The organism is Pseudarthrobacter sp. 01T43, assembly GCF_056398665.1.
This window is the reverse complement of sequence record NZ_JBFTPV010000002.1, coordinates 362,885-375,616: the sequence shown is the minus strand read 5'-3', so window position 1 is coordinate 375,616 and position 12,732 is coordinate 362,885. Positions and strand designations below refer to the sequence as shown.

The following is a 12,732-nucleotide window of genomic DNA, read 5'->3' as shown; positions in this document are numbered from 1 at the left end:
TACTGCCTAGGCCGGCAGGCTGGTGCGATCACTCGGGGGAGGCCTTGGCCGCTCCACTGAGCTGTGTCCACCAGGTCATCGGTGCGGTCACCTTGAACCGGCGTCCGGTCAGTGAGTCCGGGCTGACCCTGATGAAGGTGTCTTTTTTGCCGGCCTGCCAGGGGAACAAGTAGAGCGCGGCGGTGTCCAGGATGCTTTCCGTGCCCTTAATGGCGGCCGCGGGCCCCTTGAGCACCACGCTCCAGGCGAGGCCGCTGACAGCATCCACGCCGTCGGCTTCCACTGCGACGTGGGAACCTCCGGACGCTGCTGCCAGTTTGGTCCCTTGGCCGGTCCGGAAGACGATCGTTCCGCCGTCCACGGTGTAGTTGATGGGGAAGATGTCCGGATGCCCGTCCACGAGGACGGCAAGGCGTCCCACGGAGACTGTCCGGAGGAGTTCCCAGCACTCGTGGTGTTCCAGGTTGTGGACTTCGGTAATTGATTCGCTGCTCATGACGCCGAGCCTACGCTGTGCGGACCGTGTCGGGACAGTGTCCTTCTGCCTACCAGGGGCTGGGCTTGTAGTCCTTCAGGAAAGCCCCGTACTGGTCCTCGCCATTCTCGCCCATCACGATCGGATCGTAGACCCTGGCGGCACCGTCCACCAGGTCCAGCGGGGCGTGGAAGCCCTCCTCCATGAGGCGGACCTTGGTAAAGTGCGGCCGCTCATCGGTGATCCAGCCAGTATCCACAGCCGTCATCAGGATTCCGTCGGCGTCCAGCATTTCCTGGGCGCTGGTCCGGGTCATCATGTTGAGGGCGGCTTTTGCCATGTTGGTGTGGGGGTGCCCCGGGCCCTTGTAGGCGCGGGAGAACTGGCCTTCCATGGCGGAGACGTTGACGATGTACTTCCGGTGCGCAGTGGAACGCTTCATGGCGTCCCGGAGCCTGCTGACCAGCAGGAAAGGGGCGGTGACGTTGCAGAGCTGGACTTCGAGCATCTCCAGCGGATCCACCTCATCCACCACCTGTGTCCAGCTGTTGATGGTGGCGAGATCCGGGACCAGCCCACCGGCGTCGATCGCCGTGCCTGAGGCAATGCGTTCCAGCGAGGCCGAACCCGTGGACAGTGCCAGCGAGGTGATTGCGTCGCCCGCGAGGACCGGATGATCGGTCACGCTGCCGGCCAGGGCGAGCGGGTGCTTGTCATGGGCATGGCCGAAGGTCAGAAGCTCCGGTCCGCCGTTGGCGGGCTCCAGTTCGGCGGGCAGCGGTTCGTCTTCGGCGTCCACCAGCGGCTTGTACGCATTGCCGGAACGTCGCACCGTCTGTGCCGCGTTGTTGATGATGATGTCCAACGGGCCGGCGGCATTCAGGGAATCCGTCAGCGCCATGACTTGTGAGGGGTCACGCAGGTCGATGCCCACAATTTGAAGCCGGTGAAGCCAGTCGCTGCTGTCTTCCATGGCAGCGAAACGGCGCGCGGCGTCCTTGGGGAACCTGGTGGTGATGGTGGTGTGTGCGCCGTCTCGAAGCAGGCGCAGCGCAATGTACATGCCGATCTTGGCGCGTCCGCCCGTGAGCAGTGCCCGCCGGCCGGCGAGGTCCGCCCGGGCGTCCCGCTTGCCGTGGTTGAACGCCGCGCACTCAGGGCAGAGCTGGTGGTAAAACGCGTCTACCTGCGTGTAATGCTGTTTACAGATGTAGCAGGGGCGGGACCGGATCAGGTGGCCGGCAACTTCGCCGGTCGCCGAGGTGGCGAGCTTGTTGCCGCGCGTCTCGTCGTCGATGCGGTCCGGCGCTGCAGTGGCTGTCTGGGCAATGACTGCCCGGTCGGCTTCGGAGATCAGGTCGCGTTTGGTGACACGGCGGTGGCGCTTCACTGCCTTGAACATTTTCCCGGTAGCCCGGCGCACCGAAACGTAGTCCGGGTGTTCCTCGTCGTAGACGTGGATGGTGTTCAGAACCTTGAGGCAGGCCTGAATTTCCTCAGGCGTCAGCCCGGCTGACAGATCGGGGGAGCTCATTGCCCCAATTTTACAGCCTGCAAGGAGCCCGGCCCAACGGTGCGGTTACCGGGCTCCTGACGGGCTCTTAGGACTTGGCTGAGTGACCGTGCACTGAGACACCGACGGCGGCCGCCTGTACTTCAGCGACCTTGTCCACCGAGTCCCGCAACTCAGACCACTTTTCCGTGGCGGCCCTGACTGCGTCCGGCACCAGGACCAGGTTGGCCGCGGCCAGGGCGCGCTCGGCCTCGTCCGGTTCGGGGACCTTCTGCCCCTTGGACAGCACGGTGATACCGGATTCGGTGACCTTGAAGCCGCGGGCCCGGTCGAGGTCATGATCGAGGCCGATCGTGGCACCGGCCGGGACCTTGACGTTTTTGTCGAGGATGGCGCGCTTGACGACGGCGCCTTCACCGATATTGACCTTGTCCATGAGAACGGAGTCGAGCACGCGGCTGGACCTGCCGATAAAGACGTCATTGGAGAGCACCGAGCCTTCCACGATGCCGCCGGAGATCACGCACCCGCTGGCAACAATGGAATCCAATGCCGAGCCGACTGTATTGCCTTCGCCGCGGACGAATTTAGCGGGCGGCGAGATGCTTTGCCGCGTGTAAATGGGCCATTCAGAGTTGTACAGATTGAAGATCGGCACCGGTGAGATGAGGTCTATGTGCGCGTCGTAAAAGGAGTCGATGGTGCCGACGTCGCGCCAGTACGTGCGGTCACGTTCGGTGGAGCCGGGGATGTCGTTGAGGGTGAAGTCGTAGACCCCGGCCTCACCCTGGCTGACGAAGTAAGGGATGATGTCCCCGCCCATGTCGTGCTTGGTGTCAAGGCGTTCGGCATCCACGTGCAACGCCTCCACCAGGGCGTCCGCGTCGAAGACGTAGTTGCCCATGGAGGCCAGGAACTGGGAGGGGTCGGCTGCAAGGCCGGGCGTGGTGGCGGGCTTCTCCACGAACGCCGCAATCTTCTGTGCGTCGTCCTGGTCCACCTCGATCACACCGAACTGGTTGGCCATGTTCAGCGGCTGGCGCACGGCGGCCACGGTGGCTTTGGCCCCGTTGCGCACGTGCTGTTCCACCATCTGGGCGAAGTCCATGCGGTAGACGTGGTCCGCGCCAACAACGACGACGATGTCGGGGTTGGCGTCGTGGATCAGGTTCAGGGACTGGTAAATGGCGTTTGCACTGCCCAGGAACCAGCTCTTGCCCACGCGCTGCTGCGCGGGAACGGAGGCGACATAGTTGCCGAGCTGGGTGGACATCCGCCACGCTTCGGAAATATGCCGGTCAAGGCTGTGGGATTTATATTGCGTGAGGACCACGATTTGCAGATAGCGCGAATTCACCAGGTTGGAAATCGCAAAGTCGATCAGGCGGTAACTGCCGGCAAACGGCACGGCAGGTTTAGCCCGGTCCGCCGTCAGTGGCATAAGCCGGTTTCCCTCGCCGCCTGCAAGGACAATGGCCAGGACTTTTTTGTTTATCGGCATAGTGGTCGCTCCTGTACGCCTTCGTAACTCCCCAAACAGTCCGGCATGCCCGGACCCCTTCACACTAGAACAGATACGGCGGAACGACTACCTTAGGTAACGTGCGAATAGACATTGTGACTAAAGAGTTCCCGCCGGAAATCTATGGTGGCGCCGGAGTCCACGTAGCCGAGTTGAGCAGGGTGCTTAGTAAGCATGTTGACCTGCAGGTTCGTGCCTTCGGGGCGCCCCGCGACGCTGACTACCACGGTGCCGGGGTGACCTCCTACGCCGTGCCCGAGGACCTCAGTTCTGCCAATGCGGCAGTCCAGACCCTGGGTGTCGACCTGCGCATCGTGCCGGACATCGAGGGGGCCGATCTGGTCCACTCCCACACCTGGTACGCAAACATGGCGGGGCACCTGGCCTCATTGCTGCACGGCATCCCGCATGTGCTCAGCGCGCACAGCCTGGAGCCGTTGCGGCCATGGAAGGCAGAGCAGCTCGGTGGCGGCTACGCGCTGTCCTCCTGGGTGGAAAAGACCGCCTATGAGGCAGCAGCGGCGATTATCGCCGTGTCGGAGGGCATGCGCCAGGACATCCTGCGCAGCTATCCGGACGTTGATCCCGCCAAGGTCAGGGTGGTCCACAATGGCATCGACGTTGACCTGTGGCAGCGCGATGAAGGCGAAGACGCGGTGCGGGCGCTCGGCATCGACCCGCAGAAGCCCAGCGTGGTCTTTGTTGGCCGGAACACCCGCCAGAAGGGCGTTCCGTACCTGCTGCGGTCCGCCGCCAAGTTGCCCGCGGATGTCCAGCTGGTCCTGTGCCTGGGCGCAGCGGACACTCCTGAGCTCGCAGCGGAGACGGCCCGCCTCATCGAGGAGCTGCAGAGCCAGCGGACCGGCGTAATCCTCATCGAGCGGATGCTTCCACGCCACGAACTGATCCAGGTCCTGAGCCACGCGACCGCCTTTGCGTGCCCGTCGATCTATGAGCCGCTCGGCATCGTAAACCTTGAAGCGATGGCCTGCGGCGCGGCAGTGGTCGCCAGTGCCACCGGGGGTATCCCGGAGGTGGTCCAGCACGGTGAGACGGGCCTTCTGGTGGACCTCGAGCAGGTCACCGATGGTACGGGAACGCCGCTGGACCCGGAGAAGTTCGTGACCGAGTTCGCTGCGGCCCTGACCGAGGTCGTGTCCGATCCCGAGCGGGCGCGCGCCATGGGACAGGCGGGCCGCCGCCGGGCCGAGGAGCACTTCTCCTGGGAGTCCATCACGGAAACCACCCTCGAGGTCTACCGCTCGGTGCTTTCCTAACGCCCCGGCGGTAACTGACTGACAACGCCCGACGGCGCCGCTCCCACCCAAGGGGAGCGGCGCCGTCGTGCGCACTTAAGCTTCAGCCGCGCATCCATCGCGGAGTCACTCCGCGCTCACTAAACGCCCTCGGAACGGCATTTAGTGTCCCTCTCCACCCGCGCCCTATCAGGCATGCGGGGCGGGGAGGGCTGTTACCTCTGCACAGTTCGCGCTTTGGCGGCGGTGCGTGCCAGCAGCACTTTCTCGTCAACGGGTGCGGTGCCGCTGGCCCGCTGGGCCCTGTAGTGGGCCCGGGCTTCGTCCTGCCGCGTCCTTTCGGCGCCGGTGGCAATCGCGGCGCGAACATGCTCGTCCCCGTAGCCGAAGGCGTCCACCAGGTCCAGGGCGTGTGGCCGGATCTTGACCAGGAGCCGGTTGATGTAGCCGCCCACTGTCCGCGCGCGCTGCATGGAGAGCCGGCCATTCATCAGGTACCAGGAGAGGTTCTTTTCGATCAGTGACAGGCCGAACAGGTCGCGGAGCCAGGTCAGAACTACCTTGGTGCCGGGGTCGCTGACGTCGCGCAATGCGTCCGTGAAGGCCTCCCACTGCAGGAGTTCCGCGTGCGCCTGGGCTGCGTCGATCAGCTCGTTCTGGTGCTGGTTGAACAGGGCTGCGCCCTTTTCGAGGGGAAGCCTGTTGGCACCCTTCAGGGCGGCTCCGACGTCCGACACCATGGTTTGGACGCGGTCTGTCAGGAGGGCACGCTGGCCCTCTTCATCCCTGAGGGCGATGGCGGCCTTCTGCGCAGAGCCTGAGTCGGCGACGAATTGTGCCACCTGCCGCAGGCCCGTGCGGTGAATCGCCACACCGGTTGCCTGGGTTACTACGTAGCGGGCCAACACGCCGAAGTCGACGTTCCGGAATTCCTTCGCGTAATCAGCCAGGAGCCGTTTGGCCACGAGCTGGAGCAGCACCGTGTTATCGCCTTCGAACGTGACGTAGACATCCATGTCCGCGCGCAGGGATGCGAAGCGGTTTTCGATCAGGAAGCCCGCACCGCCGCAGGCCTCACGGCATTCCTGCAGGGTGTCCAGGGCATGCCAGGTGCTGAGCGGCTTAAGTGCGGCCGCCAGCGTCTCCAGATCCTGCCGGTCCGCGTCGGTGTCGTGGGCGCCGGAGAAGACGTCGTCGAACTTCTGCAGCAGCTGCTCGTGGGCAAAGCCTGCGGCATAAGTGGTGGCCAGCCGGGTGAAGAGCCGGCGCTGGTGCCGTTGGTAGTCCAGCAGTACTTCCTCGTCCGTGTGGGAGGACGCGTTGAACTGGCGGCGTTCGGTGGCGTATCGGATGGCGGCGGCAAGGGCGATCTTTGACACCGCGACGGCCGCACCGTCCAGCGAGACGCGTCCCTGGACGAGGGTTCCGAGCATGGTGAAGAAGCGGCGGCCGGGACTGGCTATGGGAGAGCTGTAGGTGCCGTCGGCCGTGACGTCACCGTACCGGTTAAGGAGGTTGGTCCGCGGGATACGGACGTTATTGAAGTGCAGCCGGCCGTTGTCAATTCCGTTGAGGCCGCCCTTGACGCCGTCGTCCTCCCCGCCGATACCGGGCATGAACTCCTTGGTGCCGGGATCCCGGAGGTCAACGTAGAACGCATGGACTCCGTGGTTAACGCCTTGAGTCACGAGCTGGGCGAAAACCACGGCGCCCAGGCCGTCAATGGCTGCGTTGCCGATGTAGTCCTTCCATGCGGCCCTGAACGGCGTATGGATGACAAACTCCTCGGTTGCTTCGTCGAAAGTCGCCGTGGTGGCGATGCTGGCAACATCCGAGCCGTGGCCGGTCTCCGTCATGGCAAAGCAGCCCGGGATCTCCAGGCTCATGATGCCCGGCAGCCACTTGGCATGGTGTTCCGCTGTTCCCAGGTGCATCACGGCCGAGCCGAAGAGGCCCCACTGGACGCCGGCCTTAATCTGCAGGGACGGGTCTGCGGTGACCAGTTCCTCGAACCCGGCAACGTTGCCGCCATGGTCGTCGGCACCATTCAGCGCGGCCGGGAAGGCCCGGTGCACGGCGTTGTGGTCCACCAGGTACTTCAGCTGCCCGAAAACCCGGGTGCGGTGTTCAGTGTGCGTGAGGCCCTCTGCCTTGTGCAGCGCCGGGTGTCCCGCCAGTGCACGGGAGTGACGGCGGGCGTCCGCCCATTTGCCCAGGAGCTGCTCGCCCAGTGCCGCAACGTCGACGGCGGCCTGCGAGGCCGGCTGCGCCTTGGTGCGAGGGCCCGCTGACGATGCCTGGGTGACGCCTTTGTTGGTCGCGGCAGGCTTTACGGCGTTATTGTTTGCGGCTTTGCCGGCGCCGCGGCGGCGGTCCACTAGTTCGGTCATGTCAATGTCCTTCGTTGGTTCTGACAGGTGTTTCCAGGAGTTCAGGGGCGATTCCCACGCACAGCCAGGCTGTAATCTGCCGGGCCATGGCTGCCTGATCGGGTTTCGCCGGGGAATCAGGAGTGCTGAGCCACTGTTCCCCGGCGCTTCGGACAAGGCCGATGGCGGCGGTGGGCCAGTAGCCGATCACCGCTGCCCGGCCGTCGCCCAGATGCGTCCGCATCGGGGCGGCGATCATTTCGGCAATGGAGTCGAAGAAGTGGCCCAAGGCCCCCGAAATTGCCACCGATCCATGCTGGCTATCGGCGTCCACCGGTGCGTAACGGGTGACGAAGCTGTAGACATTGGGGCTGGTTTCCGCCATTTGGAGGTATGCCGAGATCATGGCCAGCAGGCCTTCCCTGGGCGTCTGCGCCGCCTGTGCCGCTTCGCCGATCTTGCGCTGCATCTGGCTGAGAACCACCTCGCCGACCGCATGCTGCAGGCCGGCTTTATCACCGAAGTACCGGTAGAAGACTGACTTCGATGTCCCCGCGGCTGCTGCGATCTCCTCCATTGAGGCGTCGCTGCCCAGCGCGTGGACTGCCCGCCTGGCGGCTTTGATGAGCTCCCGGCGCCGTTCCTCCCGGTGGGTCTGCCAGCGGGCGGAACGGCCGTCGGCATTGAGGCCGGCAGCCGGCGTCGTCGGTTCAGCGGGGAGGTTGTTCACGATACTCAGCGTATCAGGTACGCTGAGTATCGGTAACCGTCGCAGATCAGAGGAGACACCCATGTCCGTCAACGGACAGTCCGCCACCGGACCCCAGGAATCCACCAGCCGCGCGGCAACGGGCGGAACGCTTTCAGTCCGGCGGGCGGTGATCGTCGGTGGCAACAGAATCCCCTTTGCCCGTGCAGGCGGGGCCTACACCAAGTCCTCCAACCAGGACATGCTGACAGCTGCGCTGGACGGTCTGATCGCCAGGTTCGGCCTCCAGGACGAGCGGATCGGTGAAGTCGCCGCAGGCGCGGTCCTGAAACACCCCCGGGACTTCAACCTCACTCGTGAGGCGGTCCTGGGCTCGGCGTTGTCGGCGGAGACCCCCGCGTACGATCTGCAGCAGGCGTGCGCCACCGGCCTGGAAACGGTGCTGGGCCTGGCCAACAAGATCAAGCTGGGCCAGATCGATTCCGCTATCGCCGGCGGTGTCGACTCGGCGTCGGATGCTCCCATTGCGGTTAGCGAAGGCCTGCGCGGGGTGCTGCTGGATCTGAGCCGGGCCAAGACCCTTCCGCAACGGCTGCAGGTACTTAGCCGGCTGCGGCCCAAGGACCTCGCCCCTGACGCGCCCAGCACCGGAGAGCCGCGCACCGGATTGTCCATGGGTGAACACCAGGCCCTCACAACCGCGCAGTGGAACATTTCGCGTGAGGCCCAGGACGAGCTGGCGTTCAACAGCCACCGGAACCTGGCTGCCGCTTACGACTCCGGGTTCTTCGATGACCTCCTGACCCCCTACCGGGGGCTCGCGAAGGACTCCAACCTGCGGGCAGACACCACACTGGAGAAACTGGCGACGCTCAAGCCGGTCTTCGGGAAGAGCCTGGGCGCCGAGGCCACCATGACCGCCGGAAACTCCACTCCGCTGACGGACGGGGCATCCACGGTCCTGCTGGCATCAGAGGAGTGGGCCCAAGCACATGACCTGCCCATGCTCGCAACCGTTGTGGACGGGGAAGCCGCAGCGGTGGACTTCGTCCACGGCAAGGACGGCCTGCTGATGGCTCCGGCGTTCGCGGTCCCGCGACTGCTGGCCCGGAACGGATTGACCCTGGGCGACTTCGATTTCTTCGAGATCCACGAAGCCTTCGCCGGGACTGTCCTGAGCACACTGGCAGCGTGGGAAGACGAGGAATTCGGCCGCACCCGGCTGGGACTCGACGGCGCCTTCGGCAGCATCGACCCCGCCAAACTGAACGTCAACGGCTCCTCCCTTGCAGCGGGTCACCCATTTGCGGCCACCGGCGGTCGCATCGTCGCTTCCCTCGCCAAGATGCTGCAGGGCAGAGGCAAGGTGGATGGCAGGCCCGCCCGCGGGCTCATTTCCATCTGCGCCGCCGGCGGCCAGGGCGTCGTCGCAATTCTCGAAGCAGCGTAGGAGCACCGAATGACGGACACGTACACCCGCCTGGTCAGCCAGGGATTGGGTAAAGACCTCGCCAAGCGGCTCGGCCTTCCGCAGCCTGCGGTGCTGCGCCGGTATACGCCAGGCCAGGCCCTGGTGATCGGCCCCGTCCTGGTACAGGGGAGTACGCCCGGGGCGGATGAGCTGGCCGCCACGCTGCTTTCCTGGAACCTGGACGTTCGCCGGCACGCCGTACCCCGCGAAAAACTCGGTGCCATCATTCTTGTCCTGGACGGTCTGACCACGCCCGAGGACCTTGAAGAACCGGTGCTGTCCGCTGCGGCCTCGCTCCGTGACCTCGGTCCGAGCGCCCGGTTCATCACCGTTTCCCGGCTGGCCGCGGAAGCCGGCAGCCCAGCCGGTGCGGCAGCCCGCCAGGGTGTGGACGGCTTCGTGCGGTCCCTGGCCAAAGAGCTCCGGGCGGGCGCAACGGCAAACGGCATCGTTTTGGCCGGCGAGGTGGAGAGCACGAGTCCGAGCACTCTGGGGGCGTTGCGGTTCTTCCTGTCCGGTCGCTCCGCGTTCGTCGATGGCCAGTTCCTGACGGTCAACGGCGCGAACGGCACGCTCCCGGCGGATTCTGACCGGCCGCTGGCGGGCAAGGTGGCTGTGGTGACGGGTGCGGCCCGCGGCATCGGGGCAGCCATTGCGCGGACGCTTCACCGGGACGGAGCCACACTTGTGCTTGTCGACATCCCTGCGGCCGGAGACCACCTGGCCGCTGTCGCCAACGAGGTCCACGGCACGGCCCTGCAGTTGGACATCAGCCGCGCGGACGCGGGCCAGCGAATCCTCGAACACGCCCTGCAACGGCACGGGCACCTGGATATCCTCGTGCACAATGCCGGCATTACCAGGGACAAGCTCCTGGCCAACATGGACCACACGCGGTGGAACGCCGTACTCAACATCAACATCGCCGCGCAGCTCAGGATCAACGACGCCCTGCTGGCCTCGGACCACTTCCGCGACGCACCGCGCATCGTCTCGGTCGCCTCCACCAGTGGCATCGCCGGCAACCGCGGCCAGACCAACTACGCCGCCTCGAAAGGTGGCGTCATGGGGATGGTCCGGGCTACGGCGCCCTTGCTGGCCGCACGGGGAGGAAGTATCAATGCGGTAGCCCCTGGCTTTATCGAAACCGACATGACGGCACGGATTCCCTTCGCCGTCAGGGAAGTGGGTCGGCGGCTCAATGCCCTGCAGCAAGGCGGCCTGCCATCGGATGTGGCGGAGGCCATCGCTTTCCTTGCCAGCGATGCCGCCGGTGGCATCAACGGGGACATACTGCGGGTGTGCGGGCAGAACCTGGTGGGAGCATGAGTCCAGCGCAACCTGTCATCCTGGGGGAGATGCCATCGCTCTCCAAGCTGTACGTCAATGCCGCCGCCCAGGCGGCCCGCCGCCGCGTGCTGGGGACCCACGGCGGCTCAACCCTCCCGGACACTGGCCATGAGGTGCGTGGCGTCAGGGCCGACGTCGAAAATCTCACCGCCTACCAGCACCTCATCGGCCTGTCGGCGCGGGACACCGTGCCCGCGGGCTACCTCCACGCGTTGGCATTCCCGCTCGCCATGAGCGTCATGAACCGGGACGATTTTCCCCTGCCATTATTGGGCATGATCCATCTGAGCAACTATGTCGAGCAGCGCGCGCCGGTGATCTTCACGGAGCTCCTCGACGTTGAGGCCAGAGTGGAGAACCTCCGCGGGCACCGGGCCGGGACCCAGCTGGACGTGATCGCCGAGATCAGGGGTGCGGGCAAGCCGGACATCCGCTGGATCGGGCGATCCACCTACCTCGCCAAAGGTGTCTTCCTGCCGGGCATCGACGTTCCATCACCGCATAATGGCCGGCAGGACTTCACCCCGCCGGACCCGACGGCGGTATGGCACCTCGGGGTCGATACCGGCCGCGCGTACGCCGCCGTCTCGGGTGACTTCAATCCGATCCACTTGAGCGTCCTCTCGGCCAAGGCGCTGGGCATGCGGCGCTCCATCGCCCATGGGATGTATCTGGCTTCCAGGGCCCTCGCAGACGTCGGGCCGGTGAAGGGGGAAACATTCGGCTGGGCCGTGACATTCGACGCACCCGTTTTCCTGCCGGGCCGGGTTGCGCTGGAAATCACCACAGGGCATGCACCGGACGGAGGCTGGCAACGGTCCGACTACGTGGCATGGAATCCCCACTCCGGCCGCAGGCACTTCAGCGGTTCCGTGGCGCCACTTTAGGAGGCTGGCCGCACGGCCCGGAGCACCCGGAGCAGGCTCAGGAGGATGGACTCGGACGCCGTCACGGCACCGTCGCTGCCGCCACCCTCAGTCCCGGACATACAGGCCTCTACCGCCGACTTCGCCGCAGCGAAGAGCCGCCGTTGCTCCGCTTCATCGCCGGTATGGAACGAGGCAAGCAACTGCCCGGTGGTGTCCAACGCGGCAGCCAACGGTTCGCTGTCCTCGAACGGCACCGTGTAGGGGACGTCGTCCGCCCAGATAACGTCTGAGAGGACTTCGGTCATGTCCTGGATATGGAAGGTTACCCGCTCAAGGTCGCGCAGGTTGCGGTAGTCGAGGTCCAAGTCCCGCGGATGGAACCGCCGGCGCAGGTTGGCCCGCCGGCTTTCGTCGGCCTCCTGGACGAGATGGCGGACCGTGCGTGCCGCTTCTGCCAGCTCTTGGGAGCGGCGGGACCAGTCTTCATGCTCGGGCGGCCACTTTTCCGTAAGGGCCGCCCCCATATCAGTCAGCTGCTTGCCCAGTGCCAGCCGCAGTTGGCCCAGGCTGTGGGCGGCAGCCGCAAAGTGGAGTGGCGGAAAAACCAGGAAATTAACGGCAATACCAACGGCGACTCCGGCGCCCATCTGGATCAGGTAGCCAAAAGAAAAGGCGTCCACGTTGCTTCCGCCCACCAACAGAACCAGCAGCGCCGCCGTGGGGATCCAATCACTGCCGGAGCCAAGCCGGGGAAGGCCGCCAAGCAGGACTCCTAGGCCCATAAAAATTGCGACGGCCACCGGCGACGGACCACTGATGCTGACGAGCATAAAGGCCAGCCCGATGCCGATGGCGAGCCCGAGCAGCGTTTGAACGCCCTGGCGGACCGATCCGGCGACGTTGTGGTACATCGCCACCAGCGCACCCAGGGGAGCGTAGTAGGGATACTCGGCTGCAGACCCGGGCATCAGTGGTGCGATGGCAAACGCCACGCCTGCTGCCAGCGCTGACTTTGCCGCCAGTTGCAGGCGCTGGAGGGTGAAAGCTGCGGCGACACCGGCGATGGCGTTTCGCAGCACCAGCGTCCCTTTCGACTGCGGCTGACCCGGACCTGTGTGTGTGGCACCCATTCCGCCCACGTTAGGTGCCGCTGTGCCCCGGGACAAGACAGTCGCCGTTTACCGGCTTTCCGCGGCCG

Annotated in this window: 10 protein-coding genes; 4 read left to right on the top strand and 6 right to left on the bottom strand. The window is 65.4% G+C overall.

All coding sequences use genetic code 11. The features are described from left to right. Window positions 1-28: 28 nt before the first annotated feature. The 3 genes from AC1DIM_RS03365 to glgC form a co-directional block, all read right to left on the bottom strand. Window positions 29-496, bottom strand: a complete 468-nt coding sequence (locus AC1DIM_RS03365) for a pyridoxamine 5'-phosphate oxidase family protein (protein WP_477709070.1) — start codon at window positions 494-496, stop codon at window positions 29-31. A 49-nt stretch (window positions 497-545) separates the two neighbouring features. Next, window positions 546-2,009: an SDR family NAD(P)-dependent oxidoreductase gene (locus tag AC1DIM_RS03360; protein WP_477709069.1), complete on the bottom strand. Its 1,464-nt coding sequence runs from the start codon at window positions 2,007-2,009 to the stop codon at window positions 546-548. Window positions 2,010-2,076: 67 nt separating this feature from the next. Continuing rightward, window positions 2,077-3,489, bottom strand: a complete 1,413-nt coding sequence (glgC, locus tag AC1DIM_RS03355; protein ID WP_477709068.1) for a glucose-1-phosphate adenylyltransferase — start codon at window positions 3,487-3,489, stop codon at window positions 2,077-2,079. A 101-nt stretch (window positions 3,490-3,590) separates the two neighbouring features. On the opposite strand from glgC, the gene glgA reads away from it, so the two are divergent. Next, on the top strand, window positions 3,591-4,787 hold the full coding sequence (gene glgA / locus AC1DIM_RS03350) for a glycogen synthase (protein ID WP_477709067.1): 1,197 nt from the start codon (window positions 3,591-3,593) through the stop codon (window positions 4,785-4,787). Between the two features lie 194 nt (window positions 4,788-4,981). Here the strand turns inward: glgA and AC1DIM_RS03345 are convergent, their stop codons facing one another. Together AC1DIM_RS03345 and AC1DIM_RS03340 are read right to left on the bottom strand one after the other, a co-directional pair. Continuing rightward, window positions 4,982-7,156 (bottom strand): acyl-CoA dehydrogenase family protein, encoded by a 2,175-nt coding sequence (locus AC1DIM_RS03345; protein WP_477709066.1) that lies wholly within the window; start codon window positions 7,154-7,156, stop codon window positions 4,982-4,984. 1 nt (window position 7,157) lies between these two features. Next, window positions 7,158-7,865 carry a TetR/AcrR family transcriptional regulator gene (locus tag AC1DIM_RS03340; protein WP_477709065.1) on the bottom strand — a complete coding sequence of 236 codons (708 nt, stop codon included), beginning with the start codon at window positions 7,863-7,865 and terminating at the stop codon, window positions 7,158-7,160. A gap of 61 nt (window positions 7,866-7,926) precedes the next feature. On the opposite strand from AC1DIM_RS03340, the gene AC1DIM_RS03335 reads away from it, so the two are divergent. From AC1DIM_RS03335 to AC1DIM_RS03325, 3 genes are read left to right on the top strand one after another with little or no spacing between them, the layout of a single operon-like run. Then, on the top strand, window positions 7,927-9,294 hold the full coding sequence (locus AC1DIM_RS03335) for an acetyl-CoA C-acetyltransferase (RefSeq protein WP_477709064.1): 1,368 nt from the start codon (window positions 7,927-7,929) through the stop codon (window positions 9,292-9,294). Window positions 9,295-9,303: 9 nt separating this feature from the next. Continuing rightward, window positions 9,304-10,644: a 3-oxoacyl-ACP reductase gene (locus tag AC1DIM_RS03330; protein ID WP_477709063.1), complete on the top strand. Its 1,341-nt coding sequence runs from the start codon at window positions 9,304-9,306 to the stop codon at window positions 10,642-10,644. Continuing rightward, window positions 10,641-11,552 (top strand): MaoC/PaaZ C-terminal domain-containing protein, encoded by a 912-nt coding sequence (locus AC1DIM_RS03325; RefSeq protein WP_477709062.1) that lies wholly within the window; start codon window positions 10,641-10,643, stop codon window positions 11,550-11,552. The genes AC1DIM_RS03330 and AC1DIM_RS03325 overlap by 4 nt, the downstream gene beginning before the upstream one ends. On the opposite strand, the gene AC1DIM_RS03320 is transcribed toward AC1DIM_RS03325, so the two are convergent. Continuing rightward, window positions 11,549-12,598 carry an FUSC family protein gene (locus AC1DIM_RS03320; protein ID WP_477709111.1) on the bottom strand — a complete coding sequence of 350 codons (1,050 nt, stop codon included), beginning with the start codon at window positions 12,596-12,598 and terminating at the stop codon, window positions 11,549-11,551. The genes AC1DIM_RS03325 and AC1DIM_RS03320 overlap by 4 nt on opposite strands. Window positions 12,599-12,732 lie beyond the last annotated feature (134 nt).

Bases quoted from the DNA above. Each gene is read 5' to 3' on its own strand.
- AC1DIM_RS03360 (WP_477709069.1), bottom strand. From the start codon at position 2,009: ATGAGCTCCCCCGATCTGTCAGCCGGGCTGACGCCTGAGGAAATTCAG.
- AC1DIM_RS03365 (WP_477709070.1), bottom strand. From the start codon at position 496: ATGAGCAGCGAATCAATTACCGAAGTCCACAACCTGGAACACCACGAG.
- AC1DIM_RS03330 (WP_477709063.1), top strand. From the start codon at position 9,304: ATGACGGACACGTACACCCGCCTGGTCAGCCAGGGATTGGGTAAAGAC.
- glgC (WP_477709068.1), bottom strand. From the start codon at position 3,489: ATGCCGATAAACAAAAAAGTCCTGGCCATTGTCCTTGCAGGCGGCGAG.
- AC1DIM_RS03335 (WP_477709064.1), top strand. From the start codon at position 7,927: ATGTCCGTCAACGGACAGTCCGCCACCGGACCCCAGGAATCCACCAGC.
- AC1DIM_RS03345 (WP_477709066.1), bottom strand. From the start codon at position 7,156: ATGACCGAACTAGTGGACCGCCGCCGCGGCGCCGGCAAAGCCGCAAAC.
- AC1DIM_RS03325 (WP_477709062.1), top strand. From the start codon at position 10,641: ATGAGTCCAGCGCAACCTGTCATCCTGGGGGAGATGCCATCGCTCTCC.